Source organism: Curtobacterium poinsettiae, assembly GCF_025677645.1.
In the GTDB taxonomy this organism is placed as follows: Bacteria; Actinomycetota; Actinomycetes; order Actinomycetales; family Microbacteriaceae; genus Curtobacterium; species Curtobacterium poinsettiae_A.
In genome coordinates this window covers 1,472,586-1,494,697 of the sequence record NZ_CP106879.1, presented here as the reverse complement: position 1 = coordinate 1,494,697, position 22,112 = coordinate 1,472,586, and the positions used below count along the sequence as shown (strand labels likewise).

The following is a 22,112-nucleotide window of genomic DNA, read 5'->3' as shown; positions in this document are numbered from 1 at the left end:
CTGGTGACCCCACACGTGCCGCGCACTCCGGCACCGTTGGGTCATGGGCATCCGCATCGATCCGACGCTCGAGTTCGTCTGGCGTGACCCCGCCACGGTCCAGCTCGGGGTCGATCCTCCACGCGCCGTCGTCGCGGTGCCCACCACGGGGGAAGAGCGTTTCCTCGACGGCCTGCGACGAGAGACCGGCCACGACGTGCTGGCAGGCCTGGCGGCCGCGTCGGGGTGCTCGCCGGAACGTGCTGCGGGTGTGCTCGGTGCGGCGTCGCCCGCGGTGGTCGAGGTCCTGCCCGAGCCGCTCGAACGCATCGAGGTGCACGGCGACGGTGTCCTCGCCGACATCGTGGCGACGTTCCTCTCCGGCGAGGGTGTGACGGTCAGTCGCACCACCGCGCCCGCCGGGGGCCCGATCGCGTTGCCCGAGCCCGAACCGCGCCTCGCCGTGGTGGTGGCCGACCACGTCGTCGATCCGGCGCTCCGCGCCGCGTGGACCCGCCGGGGCGTGCCGCACCTGGCGGTCGTCGTCGGGGACGGACGCGTCCGTCTCGGTCCGTTCGTCGTGCCGGGAGCCGGGCCGTGCCTCCAGTGCGCTGAGTACGCACGCGTCGACGACGACCCGGCCTGGCCGGCGATCGCCGCCCAGGTGTGGGGGCGGCACCCCGCACCGCTGTCGCCGTGGCGAGCAGCGGCGGTGGCCGCCGCCACGACGCGGATGCTGCTGGAACGGCTCCCGCTCCGGACGCAACTGGCCGAGCCCGACCAGCTCGTCTTCGAGCGCGACGACCTGTCGGTCAGCCGTTCGCCGGTCCGGCCCCATCCGCGGTGCGCGTGCCGAGCGCTGCCAGGAACCGACTCGGAGCCCGGGCTCCCCCACGCGTGGAGCCCTGTTGCGACCACGTGATCGTGACGGATCGGCGGGCTCGGGTCAGCCCGACGTAGAACAGGCGTCGTTCCTCGTCCACCTCGGTGTCGGTCGACGCGTGCGAGATCGGCAGGAGCCCCTCGGCGGCGCCGGCGATGACCACGTGCGGCCACTCCAGACCCTTCGACGAGTGCAGCGTCGCGAGCGTGACGGCGTCGACCTCGGGCTCGTGGTGCGTCGCCGCACGGTCCACCAGGTCCTGGGTGAACTGCTGCATCGTCGTGCCGGCGGGGGCGTCCTCGGCCAGGCCCATGATCGCCTGCAGCGCTTCCCACTGCTCGCGCACTGCGCCGGTGCCCTCCGGCGGTGTCTCCGTCCAACCGCTGACCTGCAGCACCAGCCGGACCCGTCGGGTCAGCTCGTCGTCGGTCTGCCGGATCGCCTCGCCGCGCATGTGGTGGACGGCGAGCTTGACCTCCGGGCGGTTGAAGAACCGGGTGCCTCCCTGCACGCGGTACGGGATGCCGTTCCGGCCGAGCGCGGACTCGAGCGCGGCGGACTGCGCCCCGACGCGGAAGAGCACGGCGCAGTCCCCGTAGGACGCTCCGGCCCCGATGACCTCGGCGATGCGCCGGGCGATGGTCTGTGCCTCGTCGCCGTCGTGGACGCAGGCCAGCACGACCGGCTCCGGGCCCGGTTCCTGGCTCTGGGCCACCAGGTCGAGCGCGCCGGGCTGGCCGCGCATCAGCGTGTTGGCAGCGGACACGACCTCGCGAGTGGAGCGGTAGTTCCGCTCGAGGCGCAGGACCGACCCGCGTGGGAACTCCGACCCGAACCCGAGCAGGTAGTCGCTCGAGGCGCCGGCGAACGAGTAGATGGTCTGACTGGCGTCCCCGACCACGCACAGGTCGTCCCGGCCGCCCAGCCAGGCGCGCAGCAGGTCGTGCTGGACGGGCGAGACGTCCTGGTACTCGTCGACGACGAAGAACCGGTACTGCTGCCGCACGTACGACGCCACGCGGGGCTCGGACTCGACCATGCCGAGGGTCGCCAGCAGGACGTCCTCGAAGTCGAGCTGCCGCCGGTCGTCCTTCAGTCGCTCGTACGCCTTCATCAGGTCGATGACCCGGCGCGGTGTGGTGTCGCGCGGCATCACCCGGTCGGCGGCGGCGGCCTCGTACTCGTCGAGCGAGAGCATCTGCACCTTGCGCCACTCGACCTCGGCGGCCAGGTCGCGGAGCACCGGGGTGTCGACGTGCATGCCGACCGTGTCCGCGGCGTGGGCGATCATCCGCCCCTTGGACTCGACGATCTTCGGGGCGTGCCCGCCGACGGTGTCCGGCCAGAAGTAGCTGAGCTGCGCCATCGCGGCGGCGTGGAAGGTGCGCGCCTGGACCGTCCCGGCCCCGAGCGCGCGCAGGCGCGACCGCAGCTCGCCGGCGGCACGGGTCGTGAAGGTCAGCGCGAGGACGTGGTTCGGGGCGTAGGTCCCGGTGGCGACGCCGTAGGCGATCCGGTGCGTGATCGCACGGGTCTTGCCCGTCCCGGCGCCGGCGAGCACCGCGACCGGACCGAGCAGGGTGCGGGCGACCGCCCGCTGCTCGGCGTCGAGCGCGGCGAGCAGTTCGTCGGGCGACGGCGGCCGGGGCTCGACCGCCCCTGCGCCCGTTGCGGCGCGCGGACCGGCGGCACTCACGGCAGGTCCAGCGGCCCGCCGTACCACTCCTCGATGATGGCGCGGGCGATCGAGGTGCGTCCCGGCAGCAGCAGGGTGTCGCCGGCGCGCTCGCGGATCTCGTCGCGCGAGAACCACCGGACGTCCAGGATCTCCACGCCGTCGGGGCGGGCGGTCGTGGGGTCACCGCCGACTGCGCGGGCACGGAAGCCCACCATCAGCGACGCGGGGAACGGCCACGGCTGCGAGCCGAGGTACTCGGGCTCCTCGACGCGGACGCCGGACTCTTCCCAGACCTCGCGACGGACGGCGTCCTCGAGCGACTCCCCCGGCTCGACGAACCCGGCCAGCAGCGAGTACCGGTCGGCGTCCCAGGCGGCGTTGGAACCGAGCAGGATCCGGTCGTCGGCGTCGACGACCCCGACGATGATCGCCGCGTCCGTGCGCGGGAAGAGATCGTGCCCCTCGGGGTCGCGGCGGACCCATCCGCCGCTCACGACGGCGGTGGGCGACCCGGTGCGCGGCGAGAAGCCGTGCACGGCGTGCCAGTTGGCCATCGCGACGGCTTCGACCGCCAGGCCCTGGTCGCGCGGCGAGAGCTCGGTGCCGAACATCCGGAGGCTCTGCCAGGCGTCGTCGTCGGGTTCGATGGCGGTCGCCGTCGCACTGTCGATCAGGGCGGCGACGAAGCGGGTACCCGCCGGGGCGTCGGCGGCGTCCGACACCGCACGGCCGAGGTACAGGGTCACGGTGTCGACCGGGATCTCCGGCGCGGTCACGAAGCGCAGGGTGCCGTCGGCGTTCCGGAGCATCTCGGCACCACGCACCGGCAGGTACCGGGTGTGTTCGTCATCGCGCAGGACGCGCTCGACGTCGTCGGTCGTGCGGAACTCGGCGTCGCGGTCGAGTTCGTTGCGGGAGAGCGGGAGCCGGGCGGCGAACTCGACGGTCACGGCGGGAGAGCTCCTCGGATCGGGTACGGACGTGCAGGAGACGTGCGGTGGGCGTGCGGGCCGCCGAACAGCGTGGCGTGCAGCCGTGCACGGCTCACGCGCCTACCCTGAGGGGCATGGCGGGATCCCAGTTCACTCTAGCCGCGTTGGCGACGACGGCCGTTCCCGGTCTCCTCGTCACGGGCACGCGCACGCTCGGCTCGGCCGCGGCCGGCGACTACGAGTCGGCGCTCCTCCGCGACGCCGACGGCACCGAGATCGTCATCCGCCGCCCCCGGAACCAGCGCGCCGAAGCGCGGCAGTCGGCCGACCTCGTCGCCATCCGTGCGCTGAGCGCCGGCATCCGCACGCGTCTGCCGTTCGGCGTCGCCGAGTACCGCGGCCAGGCGCCGATCGGGTCGACGCGCGCCATCGTCACGACCCGACTGGCCGGGGCTCACCCGACCCTCGCCTCGCTGGTCGAGCGCCCCGACCTCGCCACCAGCGTCGGCCGTGCCGTCGCCTCGATCCACCAGCTGCCGACGAGCTTCGTCTCCGACGCCGGCCTGCCGTCGCTCACGCCGTTCGAGGTACTCCGGTCCGCCGTCTCGGTGATGGACCGCGCCGTGGCGACCAAGCTCGTCCCCGCCGCGCTCGTCGAACGCTGGGAGGGTGCCGCTCGCGACCAGCAGCTCTGGCAGTTCACACCGACCGTCGTGCACGGGTCGCTCGGCACCGGCGCCCTGCTGGTCGACGGCGACGCGGTGACCGGGGTCCTCGACTGGGGCGAGCTGCGGCTCGGCGACCCGGCGAAGGACCTCGCCTGGGTGCTCGCCGGCCGCCGCGATGCCTTCGACACCGTCCTCAGCGCCTACGAGGCGAACGGCGGCGGACGCGACCGCCAGCTCGCACAGCGTGCACGCGTGCACCACGAACTCGAGACGGCGCACTGGCTGCTCCACGGCGTGCAGGCGAAGAGCACCGAGGTCGTCGACGATGCCGTCGCGATGATGCACCGCCTGGTCGACGCCGTGCACGCCCCGAGTGCGGAACCGCTGCAGTCGGTGTCACCCGAGACGATGGAGATCGGCGAGGTGGAGCAGCTGTTGTCCTCCACCGAACGCCGCCACGGCTGACGCCGTCTCGTTCCACGCCGTCTCGTTCCACGCTGTCTCGTTCCACGCACGGCGGTCACGACTCCCCGCTCAGTTCCGCCGAGGGGTCATGACTCGTCGGTCCCAGCGCGGCCGCCCGACGGTCTGTGACCACTCGCTGTGCGTCCTGCGGGGAGTGGTGACCGGTCCCGGCCGCCGCCCGGGCACCTGGCGCGACCGCCTGGAGGCCGGGTGCCGGCAGGGCGGACCCGCACCGGGCCTCCAGGGCGGAGCACGACACGGGCACGACCCGACACGGGCGCGACTCGACACGGGCCCTGCGCGACGCGGGGCGTAGCGCGACATGGGCGGAACACGACGCGGGCGCAGCGCGACACGGGCGCGGTACAGGACGGGCGCGACGCGCCACCCGCGTGACGCAGGGGGGATCAGCTGCCGATGGCCTCGGCCCACGCACGCTCGAGTCCGGCGCGGTCGAGCAGCTCGGTCGGACGGACCTCGAGGTCGTCGGCGACGAAGTAGAACACCGCGTCGACCTGGTCGAGCGGTCGCCCGGTGAACTCGGCGTAGGCGACGCGGTACAGCGCGAGCTGCAGCGTTCGGCGGGCCAGGTCGTCCGCGCCCGACGGCGCCTTGCCCGTCTTCCAGTCGACGACCTCGGCGCGTCCGTCGATCTCGTACACGGCGTCCAGCTTGCAGACCACACTGTGCCCGAGGAACGGGATGTGGATCTCCCGCTCGACCTCGATCGGTGTCAGCCCAGCCCACCGGGAGAGGGCGAACGTCGCCTGGAAGTCCGCCAGTCGACGGGCGTCGTCGTCGGTGACCACGGCGTCTGGCGACGCGTCGGCGAGGTCGTCGGCATCGAGGTCGAGCTCCCCGTCCCACACGTCGAGCGTCTCGAGCGCGCCGCCGCTCTGCGCCCGCTGTTCCACCCACTGGTGGAAGAGCGTGCCGAGCCGGGTTGCGCGGTACGGTCGCTCCGGCATCGGCCGGCGGAGCCGCTCGGCGACCGAGTCGGGTTCGGTCAGGTAGTCCTTGAAGCCCGAGGCCGGCACCCGGTGCGGGACGGCGACCGCGTGCTTCGCGTTCCGGGTGGCGTGCCGTTCGGCGAGCAGGAGGTCGATGTCGGCAGCGAAGCGCCCCGCAGCGCCGGGGTTCGCGTTCCGCACCCGCTCCGCCGCGGCCAGGACCCGCGGCGCGCGCTGCCCGAACGGCACGTGCGGCCAGGTCTGGGTCGCGCCGCTCTCCCCCATCGGGTTCTCGTCGTGCACCGTCGTCTCGGGGATCGCAGCACCGTCGATGACGCCGGCGTCCACCAGGTCGCGCAGGTAGCGGCTCGGCTCGGTGGGTCGGACCCCGCCGGCCCAGAAGGAGCCGGACACCAGCAGGTCGTGCTTGGCACGGGTCAGGGCGACGTAGGTGAGCCGGCGCTCCTCGTCTTCGTTGCGGGCCTTCACCTGTTCCTTGAAGGCGTCGATCGCCGTGGTGACGTCCTTCTGGGTCTCCTGCCCGCGCCACGCGAGTCGCGGCAGCTCGGCGGCGTCCCCGCGGAACTCGTACGGCAGTCGGCCGAACCCGAGCCAACCGGACGAGCCCTCCTGCGGACGCGCCGGCAGCCCGCCCTCGACCATCCGGGGCACCGCGACGGCGTCCCACTCCAGCCCCTTGGACCCGTGGATCGTCAGGATCTGCACGGTCCCGGCCTCGGGCTCCTCGGAACGCGGACCCATGTCGTCACGCCGGGCTGCGGCGTCGATCCACCCGAGGAACGAACCGAGGTCGGCGCGGTCGTCGGTCGAGACGAAGCCGGCGAGTTCGTCGATGAAGGCGTCGAGGTAGGCGCCGCTGCCCTGTTCGTGCGCGGCGACCTCGATGTCGAGTCGCATCTCCTGCACGACGAGCGTCACGAAGTCGACCAGGTCGCTCCCCGCGCGTGAGCGGAGCATCGCGAGCTGCCCGCCGAGCGCACGCATCCGGCTGCGCCCGGCGGCGGTGATGCCCTCGAGCGCGCCGTGCTCGTCGGGTGCGGTCGCGACGAAGTCGAGGGCGTCGACGATCGACCCGTGCTCCCCGGCGGCCACCGAGGCCCGGAAGGCCGCGGTCAGGTCGTCGTCGAGGCGCTGCTGGGTGTGGTCGCGCTGGAACAGCCACCGGGCGAGCTGGTGCAGGGCGACGATGTCCGCCGCCCCGACCCGCCACCGTGCACCCGCCAGCAGCCGGATCAGGTCGTTGCCGGCCGCCGGGTCGTGCAGCACGCGCAGGCACGCCACCAGGTCGACGATCTCCGGACGCTGGAGCAGTCCTCCGGTGCCGAGCACGTGGTACGGCACCCCGCGGGCACCGAGCGCCGCCGTGAACGCCGCGAGGTCCTTCCGCGCGCGCAGCAGCAGCGCCATCGAGCCCGTCGGGTCCTGACGGCGGTGGTCCTGGAACCACGCCGCGACCTCGTCGGCTTCTTCCGGCAGGGTCTCCGGGAACACCACCCGCACGGTGCCGGCGTCCGCGCCCGGCCGCGGCGAGAGCCGTTCGACGTCGACCTCGGACGCCTCGGACAGCGGTGACACGATCGCGTTCGCCCCCGCGAGCACGTCCACCGGGTTCCGCCAGCTGGTCGACAGCGCGAAGGTGACGGGTTCGGCCACGTCGGGTTCGTCGCTGCCGAAGTCGTGCGGGAACCGGGCGAGGTTCGCCGCACTCGCACCACGGAACCCGTAGATCGACTGGTGCGGGTCGCCGACCGCCATCACCGAGTGCCCGCGGAACAGCCGGGCGAGGAACCGGGTCTGCACCACCGAGGTGTCCTGGTACTCGTCGAGGAGCACCACCCCGTACCGGCTCCGCAGGTCGGTGACGACGCGGGGCGCGGACTCGGCCGCGGCGAGCGCGAGGGCGATCTGGTCGGAGAACTCCACGAACCCGCGGTCGACCTTCTGCCGTCGGAACTCGGCGACCAGGTCGGCCAGGGGTTCGAGGGCACCGATCGCGGCGACCGCGTCGGTGATCGCCTTGTACGGCTTGCCGCGGTTGCCGGGGAGTTCGAGCAGCTCGGAGAACTCCATCGCGAACCGGCGCAGGTCCTCCGGCTCGACGAGGTGTTCGGACGTGGCGCCGGCGAGGGCGACCACGGCCGCGGTCAGGGTGTCGACATCGCGGTCGAGTCCGGCGAGCCGGTCGTCGCGGGCGGCCACCACGACCCGACGGGCGAGCTGCCAGGCCGAGGGTTCGGTCAGCACCTGGGACTCTCCGTCACGCCCGACGAGCAGGGCGTTCTCGCGGAAGACCGCGTTGGCGAAGGCGTTGTACGTCGAGACGGTGGGCGCCTCGAAGGCGTCCCCCGGGGTGATCAGCCCCACGTCCTCGAGCGCGCGGATGCGGTCGTTGATGCGGACGGAGAGTTCACCGGCGGCCTTGCGGGTGAAGGTCAGGCCGAGCACCTCGTCCGGGCGGACGAGTCCGTTGGCCAGCAGCCAGACGACGCGCGACGCCATCGTCTCGGTCTTCCCACTGCCGGCTCCGGCGACGACCAGCGCCGGCACGAGCGGCGACTCGATGACCGCGCGCTGCTGGGCGGTGGGGCGGGGGCGGCCGAGGGCGTCAGCGATGGCGTCGGCGTCGTGCCGGATGACGGGCGGCACAGCGGCAGCCGTGCGGACCGCGCCAGCCACAGCAGCCGTGCCGGTCGCGTCAGCCGCGTCGGTCCTGTCCGCCGTGTCGCTCACCAGGTCACCTCCGCCACCACGTGGATCCGGCACTCGACCCCGGTCCGGGCCTTCTCGCAGTGGTCGTCCACGTTCGCCACGAACGTCCGGCCGGCCATGCCCCGCGCCACCCCGTGCAACCGCTCGCGGTAGGCCTCACGCGCCTCGGCGTCGAACGCGTGCTGCGTCCGCTCGGAGAACGCCTGCCCACCGCGGGGGTTCTGGACGAACACCAGCCGGGCGTCGGTCATCGGAGAACCCGCCGGCACGCCCTCGACCGCGCCGTCCTCGACCGCGAGTTGGTAGGCGCCGAGCTGCGGGTGTTCCGGCATGTCGTTCTTCTCGCTGGGCATCGACCGGCCGGTCTTCAGGTCGACGACGCTGACCCGGCCCTCGGGATCGACCTCGATGCGGTCGATGCTCCCCCGGATCCGGGCGGGCCCGGTCACGAGCGCGAACGACGTCTCGGCTCCGAGCAGCCGGCGGCCGGCACGGGCGAAGGTACGGAGGTAGTCGCTCAGCCCCTCGATCATCCGCCGGGTCCGGGCGCGCTCGCGGTCGGCGACCCAGGGCGACTCGAACGTCAGCTCGTCCCACCGGGCCTCGACCCGCTCCCACAGCGACTCGACGTCGATCTCGGTTGCGTGCTCCATCGCCTCGTGCACGATCGTCCCGATGCCCATCGCCGGGCTCGGGGCACCGCCGCCGAAGGTCTGGGCGAACCAGTGCACCGGGCACTCCTCGAAGGTGCCGATCCGCGACGGCGACACCGACACGGCCGGAGCGACGGGCTCGCCACCCTCGACCTCGGGCGCGGGCTCGGCGTCGAGGTCGACCAGGGGGTCGTCCGTGGTCGGTTCGGCGAGCCCGTACCACTCGTCCGGTGCCGCCCCGGGTACCTCGGCCTCGGCCAGGCGGGCCAGCGCGGACGCGGCCTCGTGGTCGCCGGAGCCCACCACCCGGCGGCGCAGCGACCCGGCGAGCCCACGCAGGGACAGCGGGTGGACGGTCGGCTGACGGTCCGGCGGCACCGGGACGAGTCGGACGAAGGGTGACGGCGACTCGTCGTCGTTCGCGACCGTGCCGATGACGACCTGGGTGGTGGCGCGCGAGACGGCCCGCGCGAACAGCCGGAGTTCGTCGGCGACCACCGCGGCACGGTCGTCGATGGGCGAACGCTCGACCCCGGCAGCAGCGCGGACCAGTCCGTCCGGGTCGAGCAGACTGCCGCGCACCCGGGTGTTGGGCCAGACGCCGTCCTGCAGACCGAGCACCACGACCACGTCGCACTCGAGCCCGATCGTCGCCGACGGCGTCAGCACCCGCACCCGGCCGGCGGTCCGGTCGGGGCCGATCGAGTCCTCGGGCAGGTCGGCGCCGAGCAGGTCGTCGACGAAGACCCGCGCGGGAGCGTCCGGCGTGCGCTCGACGAAGCGCTTGGCGGCGGTGAACAGGCCGACGACGGCGTCCAGGTGCCGGTCGGCTTCCCCGGCGCCGACCCCACCGGCGGCGGACTGGGCACCCCACGACTTCGCGAGACCGCTGCGTTCCCAGAGGCCCCAGAGGATCTCCTCGATGCTCGATCCCGCCTGGGCGTCGGCACGTGCCTGCACCAGGCTCCGGGCCAGCCGGGTCGCCCGGCGCGCGAACCCGGCGTCCACCGTCGCCAGGCGCTCCGGTGCGCCCAGGGCATCGACCAGCAGTTCGTCGGCGGTGCGGCTGCCGTCGCCCGCGAGTTCCTCGCGCCGCAGGGCGAGCCGGAGCCGGCGCATCGCCAGGGTGTCGAGGCCACCGAGGGGTCCCGTGGCGAACGCGGTGGCCAGGGCGGCGTCCAGCGGCAGGACGTCGAGCGCCACCGCAGCCGCGTCGAGCAGCGCCCGCGCCGCGGAGTCGTCGCGCGGACGGACGGGCGCGGCACCGGCGGTCGCCGGGACCTCGGCCACGGAGAGTGCCCGGACGAGTTCGGGGATGGCAGCACCGCTGCGGGTGACCACGGCCATCCGGTGCCACGGCACACCGTCGAGCAGGCGGTGTTCGCGCAGTCGACGGGCGATCGCCACGACCAGCGCGGACCGGCTGGCGGCCTCGAGGTGCACGACGGCGTCGGACCGCGCATCCTGGTCGCCCGCCGAGGCACTGCGCTGCCGACCGGCCGCCGCGGTGCCGATGCGACCCGTGACACCGGTGACCAGGGCACGGATCGGGGCGGGGTGCCGGTGCACTGCGCCGAGGAACAGCTCGTCGACGCGGTCGACGCCGAGTCGCACGGCCAGGCGACCGAGGACGTCCGGTTCGGCGCCGCGGAACGCCGAGGCGGCGATGTCCGGGTCGCCGAAGGCCACGAGCTGCACGCCGTAGCGGGCGAGTGCCCCGAGCAGGGCGATCTCACCCTCCACCAGTTCCTGCGTGTCGTCGACCACGACCAGGCGCAGGGCGGCGATGCTCGCGGGGAGCTCGTGCCGCAGCACCGCGGCGGTGGCGTACGCCACGAGTTCGCCGGAGTCGAGTCCGGTCGGTCGGAACGCGGTCACCGATGCCCGGTAGTCGTCCACGAAGTCCCCGACGGCCCGCCACTCGGGTCGTCCGAGCTCGTCGCCGAGTTCCCGCATGTCGTCGGGCTCGACGCCGGCGGCCACCGCACGCATCATGACGTCACGCAGGGCGGTGCGGAAACCCGCTCGCTCACGGACGACGGCGGTGATCGGGTCGGGCCAGGCCGGTCCGGCTCCGTCGAGTTCGTGCCCGGCGAGCAGGTCGGCGATGATCCGGTCCTGCTCCCCACCGGTCAGCAGCGTCGGGGGTTCCTGCCCCTGCACCGACGCCGCGTGGGTGACGATCTGGAACGCCAGCGAGTTCACGGTGCGGGCGAGTGCACCCGGCACGACCCGGTCGACCGCCCGAGCGAGCCGGTCGCGCAGCGCCGTCGCGGCCGTCCGCGCCGAGGTCAGGGCGAGGACCGTCGCGTGGCCGTCGGGGGTGATGGCGTCGGGTCGGGTCAGCCGGTCGGCGACGAGCCGTGCGAGCGTGGTCGTCTTGCCACTGCCCGGTGCACCGATCACCGCGGCGTGACGGCCGTCCGGCAGCGCGAGCACCGCGGCCTGCGAGGGGTCGTCGACCAGTGCGCGCGCGAACCCGGTGTCCTCGGGAGCGAACGTCAGCGTGGTCTGCGGCACGCTCGTACGGTACCCAGGACCGCCGACAGCGCCGCTGCGGACGCGCGGGACACCGGTCGTCACGGCGTCGAGTGCGCCCGCGGCGAACGCCCGATGCCGCACGGGACGGCTCGGATACGCTGTGCTCGTGGACATCAAGATCGGCATCATCAACAGCCCCCGCGAGATCGCCTTCGAGACCGCCCAGACCGCGGACGAGGTCGAGGAGGCCGTGTCCGAGGCACTCACCGCCAAGTCGACGCACCTGTCGCTGCAGGACGACAAGGGTCGTCGCTTCATCGTCCCCGTCTCGGCCCTGGCGTACGTCGAGGTCGGCGCGGAAGAGGCACGGCGCATCGGCTTCGTCGCCTGACGACGTGGAACTGCTCTTCGCCGTCCTCGGCGGCGTCATCATCGGCGCGGTCACGCACGTGATCCTGCCGTGGCGGTCGAACCGCGGCGTGCTCGTCGGCCCCGCGGTCGGCGGCATCGCCGCAGCCGTCCTCTGGGAGGCACTGACCTGGGCCGGGTGGCGGTACGACGGCACCTGGATCTGGGTCGTGGCCCTCGTGGGGTCCGGCGTGGTCGCCCTCGTCGTCGAGTGGCTCCTCGGCACCCAGCGCGACAAGCGCGACGCCGCGTACTACGAGCAGCTCAGGACGCGCGGCGCCTGACCAGCAGGCGGCCCGACGCTCGAGCAGCCTGACCGCTCAGGCCGTCAGACCGAGTGCGTCCATCCGTCGGGTGTGCGCGGCGATGAGTTCGGTCCAGACCGGCTCGAGCCGCTCCTGGTCCTCGCGGGCGTGCGACGCCAGCGCCGACCGGGCGACCAGCAGGGTGTCACCCACCAGGCGACGTCCCCACATCGCCAGACGCGAACCGATCTGCGGGTCGTCCTCGATGTGCGCCGTCAGTTCTTCGACGACCGCCGCTTCCTCGCGCGCGTCGAACACCGAACGGAGCCGCTGCCGCACGTCGATCGGCAGCGAGCGGAGCAGGTTGCCGAACAGGTCGTTCAGGATGCCGGCCGTCACGTAGCCGGTCAGCATCGACTCGTACCAGTCGGCACCGCTGGTCCGTTCGAGGAACAGGTCGATCGCCTCGCGGTGCGGGGCCATCAGCGCCGCCGGGTCTCCGCCGCTGCGCTCGATCTCGGCCACGATCGTGCGGTGCCGCTCGAGCGCCGTCGTCGCGAGCACCCCGGTGACCAGACGGCCGGAGAGCGTCGGTGCGGAAGCACCGGCTCGTCCCATGGTCTCGTAGACGGAGAGCTGCAGGTACGCGGCCTGCCCCAGGTAGACGTCGAGCTCCGGGGTGACGTCGTCGAGCGCGAGCCGCTTGACCTGTGCGGCTCCGCGCGGGCTCCGCGACGCGAGCCATGCGGCAGCGAGCTGCGCCGCGCGCTTCCGGTTCCACCACGACACCACCCGTCCAGCATAGAGGGCACCCGCCGGTCACCCGCCCGACCTCCAGCGGTGCCGACCGGTCACCCGCCCGACGTCCAGTGACGCCCGCCGGTCGCCCGCGCCGACGCCCCGACGGACCCCGGAGCGCCCGGACCACGCGCCCGTCGGTAGACTGGCCGGGACTTCCACCAGAACTAAGGTGATTCTTTGACTTTCTCAGACCTCAACATCGACCAGGACATCGTCGATGCACTGGCCGGCAAGGGCATCCTCGAGCCCTTCCCGATCCAGGAACAGACCATCCCGCTCGGCCTGACCGGCCAGGACATCATCGGCCAGGCCAAGACGGGTACCGGCAAGACGCTCGGCTTCGGCCTCCCGCTGATCCAGCGGCTCGGCGCCGACCCGGCGCACGGTGTGAAGGCGCTCGTCGTCGTCCCGACCCGTGAACTCGCGGTCCAGGTCACCGAGGACCTCGAACTCGCGGCCTCGAACCGTCCGACCACGATCGTCTCGATCTACGGCGGCAAGGCCTACGAGGGCCAGGTGGAGCAGCTCAAGGCCGGTGCCCAGATCGTCGTCGGCACGCCCGGGCGGCTCATCGACCTGCAGCGGCAGCGTCTACTCGACCTCTCCCACGTGCAAGAGGTCGTGCTCGACGAGGCCGACCGCATGCTCGACCTGGGGTTCCTGTCGGACATCGAGCGCATCTTCCAGGCCGTCCCCGAGGTGCGGCACACGATGCTGTTCTCGGCGACGATGCCCGCGCCGATCGTCGCCCTCGCCCGCCGGTTCATGAGCCGTCCGGTGCACATCCGGGCGACCGACCCGGACGAGGGCCTCATGCAGGCCAACATCAAGCACCTCATCTACCGCGCGCACTCCCTGGACAAGGACGAGGTCATCGCCCGCATCCTCCAGGCCGAGGGCCGCGGCAAGACCGTGATCTTCACCCGGACCAAGCGTGCCGCGGCGAAGCTCGTCGAGGAACTGAAGGACCGTGGGTTCAACGCCGCAGCGGTGCACGGTGACCTCAACCAGGAGCAGCGCGAGCGCGCGATGGCGGCGTTCAAGGCCGGCAAGCGTGACGTGCTCATCGCCACCGACGTCGCGGCCCGCGGCATCGACGTCGACGACGTCACGCACGTGATCAACCACACGATCCCGGACGACCCGGACACGTACCTGCACCGCGCCGGCCGCACCGGCCGAGCGGGCAAGACCGGCATCGCGGTCACGTTCGTCGACTGGGACGACCTGCACAAGTGGACGCTGATCGACAAGGCCCTCGAGTTCGGGATCCCCGAGCCCGTCGAGACCTACTCGTCGTCGCCCCACCTGTTCGAGGAACTCGACATCCCCAAGGGCACCAAGGGCCGTCTGCCCGGCTCGTCGTCGCACGCGGCTTCTGCCGGCGCGCCCGTCGAGAAGCGCAGCAGCGACCGTCCGGCCTCGGGTTCGCGTGACGCGTCGCGTTCGCGGTCGCGCAGCCGCACCCGGTCAGGAGGCTCGGAGCAGTCCGCCGCGCAGGCTCCGGCCACCGAGTCGGTCGCCCCCACCGCCGCGACGGGCACCGAGGACGGCTCGGCCGCCGAGGCTGGTTCCACCACCGACGGCGCCGCGAAGCGCCGTCGCCGTCGCCGCCGTCGCGGAGCCGGCACCGGCGATGCCTCGGCGACCGCTTCGGCACCGCAGGGCACGTCGGAAGGCGAGTAACGCCTCCAGACCGAAGGGCCCGTCGCTGACGCGACGGGCCCTTCGCCGTCTCCCCCCCCCCGACTGCACCGTGGGAGCGACAGATCGCCGCAAAGGGTCAGCGGGCATCTGTCGCTCCCGCGGATGGGTCACGCCGCGCCGAGCGAGATCTGTCGCTTCGGTGGGACGGCGCGACGCGTCAGGACAGGCGCGAGCCGGGTCCGACCACGGGAGCGCTGCCCCTCGCCTCGGACACGATCGCGTCGAAGGAGACGCGTGCGGTACGGTGCTCCCCCAGCCGGTTCGGCTTGCCGGTGCCGTGGTAGTCGCTCGAACCGGTGACGAACAGGCCGTAGCGGGTCGCCCAGTCGAGCAGCGTGCGCTTGCCGTGTGCCAGGTTCTCGCGGTGGTCGACCTCGAGCCCGCCGAGCCCGGCGTCGACGAGGTCGCGGAGCATCGGTTCATCGATGACGATCCCGCGCGAGGACGCCGCCGGGTGCGCGATGACGGGCACGCCGCCTGCCTGCCGGATGAGTTCGACGCCGCGCAGGGGCGACGGTGCCTCGTGTGGTTCGTAGTAGCCGGACGCGGGGTGCAGGATGCCGCGGAACGCCGCGGAACGGTCGGACTCGAGCCCACGGGCGACCAGGGCGTCGGCGATGTGCGGACGGCCGATCGTGGCACCGGGGCTGGACTGGGCCAGGACGTCCGCCCAGGTGATCGGGTGGTCCTCGGCGATGCGGTCGACCATGCGGTGCGCGCGGGAGAGCCGGCCGTCGCGGATGCGGGTCGTCTCCTCGACCAGTCCGGGGTGCTCGGGGTCCACCAGGTAGCCGAGCACGTGCACACTGCGGTAGCCGATCCGGGTGCTCAGCTCGAGGCCCGGCAGCAGGGTCAGGGGCAGCTCGTGCGCCGCGGCCGTGGCGTCCGCCCACCCCGCGGTCGTGTCGTGGTCGGTCAGCGCGACGGCGTCGAGTCCGGCGGCTGCGGCCGCTCGCACGAGCTCCGCGGGACGCTCGGTGCCGTCGGAGACACTGGAGTGCGCGTGCAGGTCGATGAACGGGTCTGGCACGTGGCCAATGCTATCCACAGGTGAGCGGCCGCACAGGCCGGGTGTCCCCGGGCGGTGCGATGATGGACGCATGGCCGACACGACTCCCCGCGCGACGAGCAACCGATCCACGACCCCCGGGTCCTCGACCTTCAAGGACTTCATCGGGTCGCAGTGGGCCGAGCGCTCGGAAGCGCAGCCCGAGCCCCGCGAGCAGGCCGCGTTCGCCGCCGAGCGTCGCGCGCGCATCTCCGAACTACACCCGGGCCGCACGATCGTGGTGCCCGCCGGGCAGGCCAAGGTCCGCTCGAACGACTGCGACTACCCGTTCCGACCGCACTCCACCTTCGCGCACCTGACCGGCTGGGGCACCGACACCGTCGTCGGCTCCGTGCTCGTGATGACGCCGAACGGCTCCGGCCACGACGCCACGCTGTACTTCCGCGCCACCGCAGGCCGCGACTCGGAAGAGTTCTACGCCAACCCCGAGATCGGCGAGTTCTGGGTCGGTCCGCGCCCCTCGCTCGACGCCGTCGCCGCCGACCTCGGGCTGGCCACGGCTGACCTCGGGGCGTTCTCCGCCGTCGCCGACGCACTCGACGCATCGGCACTGCTCGTGCGCGAAGCCGACGACGACCTGACCCGTTCGCTCGACGCCCGCATCGGCGCGGCGATCGGTGGTGCGGTCGAGACCGAGGGATCGCCGGCCACCGACGACCTGCTCTCCCGCGACCTGTCCGAGCTGCGACTGGTCAAGGACCCGTACGAGGTCCGTGAGCTCCGCAAGGCCGTCGACGCCACGAAGCACGGGTTCGACGACGTCATCGGCGACTTCGACGCCGTGCTCGCGCACCCGCGCGGAGAGCGCATCGTCGAGGGCACGTTCAACCGCCGGGCCCGCGCCGACGGCAACACCGTGGGCTACGACACCATCGCCGCCTCGGGCCACCACGCCTGCATCCTGCACTGGACCCGCAACGACGGCGCCGTGCAGCCGGGCGACCTCATCCTCATCGATGCCGGCGTCGAGGTCGACTCCTTCTACACCGCCGACATCACCCGCACGCTGCCGGTGAGCGGCACCTTCTCACCCGTGCAGCGCATGGTCTACGAAGCCGTGCTCGAGGCCGCCGATGCCGCGTTCGCGATCGTCAAGCCCGGCATCACGTTCCGCCAGGTGCACGCCACCGCGATGGAGGTCATCGCGCGCAAGACCGCCGAGTGGGGCTTCCTGCCGGTCTCGGCCGCCGAGTCGCTCGAGCCGGACAACCAGTTCCACCGCCGCTACATGGTGCACGGCACGAGCCACCACCTCGGACTCGACGTGCACGACTGCGCCAAGGCCCGCCGCGAGATGTACCTCGACGGCACCGTGCAGGCCGGCATGGTCTTCACGATCGAGCCCGGACTGTACTTCCAGCAGGACGACCTGACCGTGCCGGAGGAGTTCCGCGGCATCGGTGTCCGCATCGAGGACGACATCCTGGTGACCGAGGACGGCGCCGAGAACCTGTCCGTCGGCATCCCCCGGACCCCCTCGGAAGTGGAGGGGTGGATCGCCCGCTCTGGCCGCTAGCCTGATCGGGTGACCATGCCCGAGGCCTCCCCGAACGCGTTCTCGATCGAGGTCGAGCACTTCGACTCCCCCGACGCCCAACGACTCCGCGCCGCCCAGCGCCTGGAGATCGACCGGGCACACGGCGGCGACACCGAACCCGGTGAGAAGCCGACGGCCGAGTCGATCGCGGTGTTCTTCGTCGCACGGGACGAGTCCGGTACTCCCCTGGGGTGCGGGGGCCTGCGCATCGTCGACGACGGCATCGCCGAGATCAAGCGGATGTACGTCCGACCGGAATCCCGCGGGTCCGGCGTCGCGGCTGCCCTGCTGCGACGGCTGGAGGAAGCCGCGCTCGACCTGGGGTCCCCGGCGCTCGTCCTCGAGACGGGGACGGAGCAGCAGCGCGCCGTCGGGTTCTACCAGCGCGAGGGGTTCCGGCGGATCGCGAACTTCGGGCCCTACGTCGGGGCACCCCTGTCGGTCTGCTACTCGAAGGTCCTCTAGTCGCGACGAAGCCGCCCGGCGGTTCCGTGCCGTGCGATGCCGTTCCGTGCGCAAGTCGGCGCCGCGCGCGGGCCCGCGCCGCGCGCGGGCCCGCGCCGCGCGTGGTCCCGCACCGCGTCCGGTCACGACGTGCCGTCGGCCCGAGGACGAGCGGTCACGAACCGTCGTCTGTGCCGGCGCCGAACGACGATCGCTGACCGCTCGACCCCGGGCTCGCGGGGTGTGGCGACCGTCCGAACGTCCGCCCTCCGGACTCCGCAGCCGGGGTCGCACGACGTGCCGCCCGCGACGATCGGCGGCGACAGTTCGCGCGACGTCGGCGGACGTGAACGGCGTGTCGAGCGATCTCGCACGACCCGATCTCGCACGACCCGATCTCGCGCAACCCGATCTCGCGCGACCCGAGGACGAAGCCCGGTCGCGCCAGCCGGAGCGCAGCTAGCGGCGGTCGCCGTCCCCGTCGCGCTGGGCATCCGGCGAGGACGAGGGCTCCGGCGGCGTGGCACCGGCGACCCGCTCGCCGTAGCGCGGCGGCTCCTCGGGCCGACGCTCCGGCACCGGCCGGGCCGCGGGGGCGGCAGCCGTCTCCGGGGTCTCCCCGTACCGGGGTCCGTCGTTCGTGCCGTAGCGCGGCGGGCCCGAACGCGCACCCGTCTGCGCCCCGGGGGCCGACGCGCCGGGGTGCTGCAGGCCTCCTGGCTGCTGGTGCGGCGTGGCGTGCCCGCCGTACGGCGACTGCTGCTGCTGCGGCGGGACCCCACCGGGGCCCGGACGCCACTGCTGCTGCTGCTGCTGGGGAGCGTCGTTCCAGTGCGTGGACGGGGTCGCTCCGTGCTCGCCGAGGATCCGCTGCGCCTGCCCGGTCAGCTGCGGGTTGACGACGATCTGGTAGTTCGTGGCGAGCACCTGGTGCACGCTCGTGAAGTCGCGCTGCCGCTTCGTGATCGCGAACGAGACGATGCCGTAGAGCATGCCGAACGCGGCGCCGATGACGGCCGCGGCGAAGAACAGCCCACCTGCCTGCGGTGAGAACAGCGTGAGCACGATGCCGAAGAAGAACCCGAGCCACAGACCGGACAGCGCGCCGGCGATGGCGGCGCGGCCGTACGTCATCTTGCCGGTGACCCGCTCGACCGTCTTCAGGTCGTTGCCGACGATCGAGAGCTGGTTGACGGGGAAGTCGGCCTCGGCCAGCTTCGCCACCACGCGCTGCGCGTCGGGGTAGCTGTCGTACGTTCCCAGGACGTCGCCCTTGGGCAGCGTCGGGAACGCCTGGGCGGTCCTGCCGGCGAAGGGGCTCTGATTGCTCACACAGCCATCATTCACCGCACACCTTGCAATCGCACGTGCACTCTCAGGGAAGCAGCCGATCGGAAGCAGCCGACCGGCGCGGGCCGAGCGCGCACACCCGAGCGACTACGCTGGGTCGGGTGAGCGCCACGAAGGTCTTCGTCGCCCGCCTCGCCGGGTGCTCCGTCTTCGACCCCGCGGGCGACCGCGTCGGCAGGGTCCGGGACGTCCTGGTCGTCTACCGCCGGGCCGATCCCCCACACGTCGTCGGGCTCATCGTCGAGGTGCCCGGCAAGCGCCGGATCTTCGTGAGCATCGGCCGCATCACCTCCATCGGTGCCGGGCAGGTCATCACCACCGGCCTGGTGAACATGCGCCGCTTCGAGCAGCGCGGCGGCGAGGTCCGCGTCATCGCCGAGATGCTCGGCCGCAAGGTGCTCATCAAGAACCAGCGGATCCGCGCCACCATCGAGGACGTCGCGATCGAGGACCGCGGACAGGGCGACTGGGAGGTCGCGCAGCTCTTCCTCCGCAAGCCGAAGACCACGCCGTCGCCGTTCGGCAAGGGCCCCACGACGTTCGCGACGTGGAACGAGGTCACCGAGGACGAACTCCCCGGCGAGGCCCAGTCCGCCGAGCACGTCATCGCCGCCTACTCCGACCTGCTGCCCGCCGACCTCGCGTCGACGCTGCTCGACCTGCCCGCCGAGCGCCGGTTCGAGGTCGCCGAGGAACTGCCCGACGACCGCCTCGCCGACGTGCTCGAGGAGATGCCCGACCAGGAGCGCATCGAGATCCTCACGCGGTTGGCCGACGCCCGCGCCGCCGACGTCCTCGACCAGATGCAGCCGGACGACGCGGCCGACGTCCTCGCCCAGTTCTCCGACGAGCGGAGCGAGGCCCTCCTGCAGCTCATGGAGCCGGAGGAGGCGCAGGACGTCCGCATGCTCCTGGAGTACGAGCCGGACACCGCCGGTGGTCTGATGACCACCGAGCCGGTGATCGTCTCGGCCGACGCCACCGTTGCCGAGGGCCTGGCGCTGGTCCGCCGCCACGAGCTCGCGCCGGTGCTCGGCGCCGCCGTCTGCGTCACCCTGCCGCCGTACGAGCCCCCGACCGGTCGGTTCCTCGGGCTCGTGCACTTCCAGCGGATGCTCCGCTACCCGCCGAACGAGCGGCTGGGCACGCTCATCGACCAGCAGACCGAACCGGTCCGGGTCGACGCGAGCGCCGCCGAGGTCACCCGCATCATGGCGACCTACAACCTGCTGTCCGTCCCCGTGGTCGACGACGCCCACCGTCTCGTCGGGGTGGTGACGATCGACGATGTCCTCGACCACGTCCTGCCGGACGACTGGCGAAGTCAGGGCGAGGGGGAACCCTCACCGCTTCCACGCCAACGCCCGCGCAGGACACCCGTGACGACGGGAAGGAGGACCACCCGTGGCCCGAACGGATGACAACCGTCGCGACCGTGACCGCCAGGAGGTCCGGCTCGACTCCCCCAAGGGCATGCGCACGCGTGTGCTCCCCAGCCGCCGCCGTGGTCGCGGGGACACCTTCGGTCGCGCCACCGAGGGCATCGCCCGCGGTATGGGCACGCCGTGGTTCCTCATCGGCCTCACGCTGTTCTGCGTGGTCTGGATGGGCTACAACACCCTGGCACCGAAGCCGTGGCAGTTCGACTCGGCGGCCATCGGGTTCACGGCGCTGACGCTCGTGCTCTCGCTGCAGGCCTCGTACGCCGCTCCCCTGATCCTGCTCGCGCAGAACCGGCAGGACGACCGCGACCGCGTGCAGTTCGAGCAGGACCGCCAGCGCGCCGAGCGCAACCTGGCCGACACCGAGTACCTGGCCCGCGAGGTCGTCGCCCTGCGCCTGGCGATGCGGGACATGGCGTCGAAGGACTTCATCCGCGCCGAGCTCCGCTCCCTGCTCGAGGAGCTCGACCGCCGCGACGCCGACGAGGCCGGCTACGCGGACGAACACGACAGCTCCACCCGTGGCTGACGCCGCCCCCACCGACGAGCAGCTCGGCACGGCGGTCCTCGCTGCGCTCGGCCGTGTCATCGACCCCGAGATCCGCCGCCCCGTCACCGAGCTCGACATGATCCGTGGTGTCGACGTGCAGCCAGGAGGCGCGGTGCGCGTCGACCTGCAGCTCACGATCGTGGGATGCCCGGCCGCCGACACCATCGAGCGCGACGTCCGCGTCGCCGCCGGGTCCGTGCCGGGGGTCGCCGCAGTCGCCGTCAACGTGTCCGTGATGGACCCGGCGACGCGCTCCGCGCTCACCGAGCGGCTGCGGGCCGGCCGCCCCAAGGGTGTCCAGTTCACCGCGGACTCGCTCACCCGGGTCATCGCCGTCACGAGCGGCAAGGGCGGCGTCGGGAAGTCCACCGTCACCGTGAACCTCGCCGTCGCGCTCGCTCGGCGGGGTCTGCGCGTCGGGGTCGTCGACGTCGACGTGCACGGCTTCAGCGTCCCCGGGCTGATGGGTCTGACGGACGAGCACGGGGTCGCACCCCGTCCGACCCGCGTGGACAGCATGATCCTGCCGCCGGTGGCGCACGACGTGAAGGTCGTGTCGATCGGCATGTTCGTCGACGACGTCTCGACCGCGGTGTCGTGGCGCGGACCGATGCTGCACCGCACCGTGAACCAGTTCCTGACCGACGTGTTCTTCGGTGATCTCGACGTCCTGCTGCTCGACCTGCCCCCGGGCACCGGTGACGTCGCGATCTCGGTGGGGCAGCTGCTGCCGCACGCCGAGGTCCTGGTCGTCACGACCCCGCAGGCCGCCGCGGCCGACGTCGCCGAACGCAGCGGGATCGTCGCCCGGCAGACCGGGCAGCGCGTCATCGGCGTGATCGAGAACATGGCCGGGCTCGTGCAACCCGACGGATCGGTCCTGCACCTGTTCGGCGAGGGCGGTGGCGCCGAGACGGCCGCGCGGCTCTCCCGCGGGCAGGACGCCCCCGTCCCGGTGCTCGGCAGCGTGCCGCTGTCCGTGCCGCTGCGAGAGGGCGGCGACGCGGGCGTGCCGGTGGTGCTCAGTACCCCCGAGGACCCGTCCGCCGTGGCGCTGACGGCGATCGCCGACCGCATCACCACGATGGGACGCGGGCTCGCGGGTCGGAAGCTCGGGTTGTCGCTGTCCTAGGCTCGGGG

The 22,112-nt window shown here is 72.8% G+C and carries 17 protein-coding genes; 10 read left to right on the top strand and 7 right to left on the bottom strand.

Annotated elements, in window-relative coordinates; genetic code table 11:
* Positions 1-43 precede the first annotated feature (43 nt).
* Positions 44-901: a TOMM precursor leader peptide-binding protein gene (locus OE229_RS07335; protein WP_262137214.1), complete on the top strand. Its 858-nt coding sequence runs from the start codon at positions 44-46 to the stop codon at positions 899-901.
* On the opposite strand, the gene OE229_RS07330 is transcribed toward OE229_RS07335, so the two are convergent.
* A complete protein-coding gene (locus OE229_RS07330) occupies positions 792-2,558 on the bottom strand; it encodes an ATP-dependent helicase (RefSeq protein ID WP_262137212.1) in 1,767 nt (588 codons plus the stop codon). The genes OE229_RS07335 and OE229_RS07330 overlap by 110 nt on opposite strands.
* On the bottom strand, positions 2,555-3,490 hold the full coding sequence (gene nudC, locus OE229_RS07325; RefSeq protein ID WP_262137210.1) for an NAD(+) diphosphatase: 936 nt from the start codon (positions 3,488-3,490) through the stop codon (positions 2,555-2,557). The genes OE229_RS07330 and nudC overlap by 4 nt, the downstream gene beginning before the upstream one ends.
* A 116-nt stretch (positions 3,491-3,606) precedes the next feature.
* On the opposite strand from nudC, the gene OE229_RS07320 reads away from it, so the two are divergent.
* Positions 3,607-4,605: a phosphotransferase gene (locus tag OE229_RS07320; RefSeq protein ID WP_259580744.1), complete on the top strand. Its 999-nt coding sequence runs from the start codon at positions 3,607-3,609 to the stop codon at positions 4,603-4,605.
* A 407-nt stretch (positions 4,606-5,012) separates the two neighbouring features.
* Here OE229_RS07320 and OE229_RS07315 read toward each other — a convergent pair whose 3' ends face one another.
* Positions 5,013-8,306 (bottom strand): ATP-dependent DNA helicase, encoded by a 3,294-nt coding sequence (locus tag OE229_RS07315; protein ID WP_262137208.1) that lies wholly within the window; start codon positions 8,304-8,306, stop codon positions 5,013-5,015.
* The gene (locus OE229_RS07310) at positions 8,303-11,458 is read right to left on the bottom strand and encodes a UrvD/REP family ATP-dependent DNA helicase (RefSeq protein WP_262137207.1); all 3,156 of its coding nucleotides are present in this window, start codon (positions 11,456-11,458) and stop codon (positions 8,303-8,305) included. The genes OE229_RS07315 and OE229_RS07310 overlap by 4 nt, the downstream gene beginning before the upstream one ends.
* 127 nt (positions 11,459-11,585) lie before the next feature.
* On the opposite strand from OE229_RS07310, the gene OE229_RS07305 reads away from it, so the two are divergent.
* Together OE229_RS07305 and OE229_RS07300 are read left to right on the top strand one after the other, a co-directional pair.
* Positions 11,586-11,810, top strand: a complete 225-nt coding sequence (locus tag OE229_RS07305) for a DUF3107 domain-containing protein (protein WP_262137205.1) — start codon at positions 11,586-11,588, stop codon at positions 11,808-11,810.
* 4 nt (positions 11,811-11,814) lie between these two features.
* Positions 11,815-12,111 carry a hypothetical protein gene (locus tag OE229_RS07300; protein ID WP_262137204.1) on the top strand — a complete coding sequence of 99 codons (297 nt, stop codon included), beginning with the start codon at positions 11,815-11,817 and terminating at the stop codon, positions 12,109-12,111.
* Between the two features lie 36 nt (positions 12,112-12,147).
* Here the strand turns inward: OE229_RS07300 and OE229_RS07295 are convergent, their stop codons facing one another.
* Positions 12,148-12,861 (bottom strand): ferritin-like domain-containing protein, encoded by a 714-nt coding sequence (locus OE229_RS07295; protein ID WP_259362753.1) that lies wholly within the window; start codon positions 12,859-12,861, stop codon positions 12,148-12,150.
* 189 nt (positions 12,862-13,050) lie between these two features.
* Here OE229_RS07295 and OE229_RS07290 point away from each other — a divergent pair, with 189 nt between their 5' ends.
* The gene (locus OE229_RS07290; protein ID WP_262137203.1) at positions 13,051-14,559 is read left to right on the top strand and encodes a DEAD/DEAH box helicase; all 1,509 of its coding nucleotides are present in this window, start codon (positions 13,051-13,053) and stop codon (positions 14,557-14,559) included.
* Between the two features lie 178 nt (positions 14,560-14,737).
* Here the strand turns inward: OE229_RS07290 and OE229_RS07285 are convergent, their stop codons facing one another.
* Positions 14,738-15,610 carry a PHP domain-containing protein gene (locus OE229_RS07285; protein WP_262137201.1) on the bottom strand — a complete coding sequence of 291 codons (873 nt, stop codon included), beginning with the start codon at positions 15,608-15,610 and terminating at the stop codon, positions 14,738-14,740.
* Positions 15,611-15,680: 70 nt separating this feature from the next.
* Between OE229_RS07285 and OE229_RS07280 the strand changes: the two genes are divergently transcribed.
* A complete protein-coding gene (locus OE229_RS07280) occupies positions 15,681-17,165 on the top strand; it encodes an aminopeptidase P family protein (protein ID WP_182065242.1) in 1,485 nt (494 codons plus the stop codon).
* A gap of 15 nt (positions 17,166-17,180) precedes the next feature.
* Entirely contained in the window at positions 17,181-17,651 is a 471-nt protein-coding gene (locus OE229_RS07275; protein WP_262140110.1) for a GNAT family N-acetyltransferase, read from the top strand.
* 438 nt (positions 17,652-18,089) lie between these two features.
* Here the strand turns inward: OE229_RS07275 and OE229_RS07270 are convergent, their stop codons facing one another.
* On the bottom strand, positions 18,090-18,962 hold the full coding sequence (locus tag OE229_RS07270) for a YflT domain-containing protein (RefSeq protein WP_262137198.1): 873 nt from the start codon (positions 18,960-18,962) through the stop codon (positions 18,090-18,092).
* 119 nt (positions 18,963-19,081) lie between these two features.
* Between OE229_RS07270 and OE229_RS07265 the strand changes: the two genes are divergently transcribed.
* The 3 genes from OE229_RS07265 to OE229_RS07255 are packed head-to-tail and all read left to right on the top strand — an operon-like array spanning position 19,082 to position 22,104.
* The gene (locus tag OE229_RS07265; protein ID WP_182065240.1) at positions 19,082-20,401 is read left to right on the top strand and encodes a magnesium transporter MgtE N-terminal domain-containing protein; all 1,320 of its coding nucleotides are present in this window, start codon (positions 19,082-19,084) and stop codon (positions 20,399-20,401) included.
* Between the two features lie 52 nt (positions 20,402-20,453).
* A complete protein-coding gene (locus tag OE229_RS07260; RefSeq protein WP_042539423.1) occupies positions 20,454-20,951 on the top strand; it encodes a DUF1003 domain-containing protein in 498 nt (165 codons plus the stop codon).
* A complete protein-coding gene (locus OE229_RS07255) occupies positions 20,944-22,104 on the top strand; it encodes an Mrp/NBP35 family ATP-binding protein (protein ID WP_262137196.1) in 1,161 nt (386 codons plus the stop codon). The genes OE229_RS07260 and OE229_RS07255 overlap by 8 nt, the downstream gene beginning before the upstream one ends.
* Positions 22,105-22,112 lie beyond the last annotated feature (8 nt).

Coding starts and splice junctions, on each gene's coding strand:
- OE229_RS07320 (WP_259580744.1), top strand. CDS start 3,607: ATGGCGGGATCCCAGTTCACTCTAGCCGCGTTGGCGACGACGGCCGTT.
- OE229_RS07335 (WP_262137214.1), top strand. CDS start 44: ATGGGCATCCGCATCGATCCGACGCTCGAGTTCGTCTGGCGTGACCCC.
- OE229_RS07275 (WP_262140110.1), top strand. CDS start 17,181: ATGCCCGAGGCCTCCCCGAACGCGTTCTCGATCGAGGTCGAGCACTTC.
- OE229_RS07260 (WP_042539423.1), top strand. CDS start 20,454: ATGCGCACGCGTGTGCTCCCCAGCCGCCGCCGTGGTCGCGGGGACACC.
- OE229_RS07280 (WP_182065242.1), top strand. CDS start 15,681: ATGGCCGACACGACTCCCCGCGCGACGAGCAACCGATCCACGACCCCC.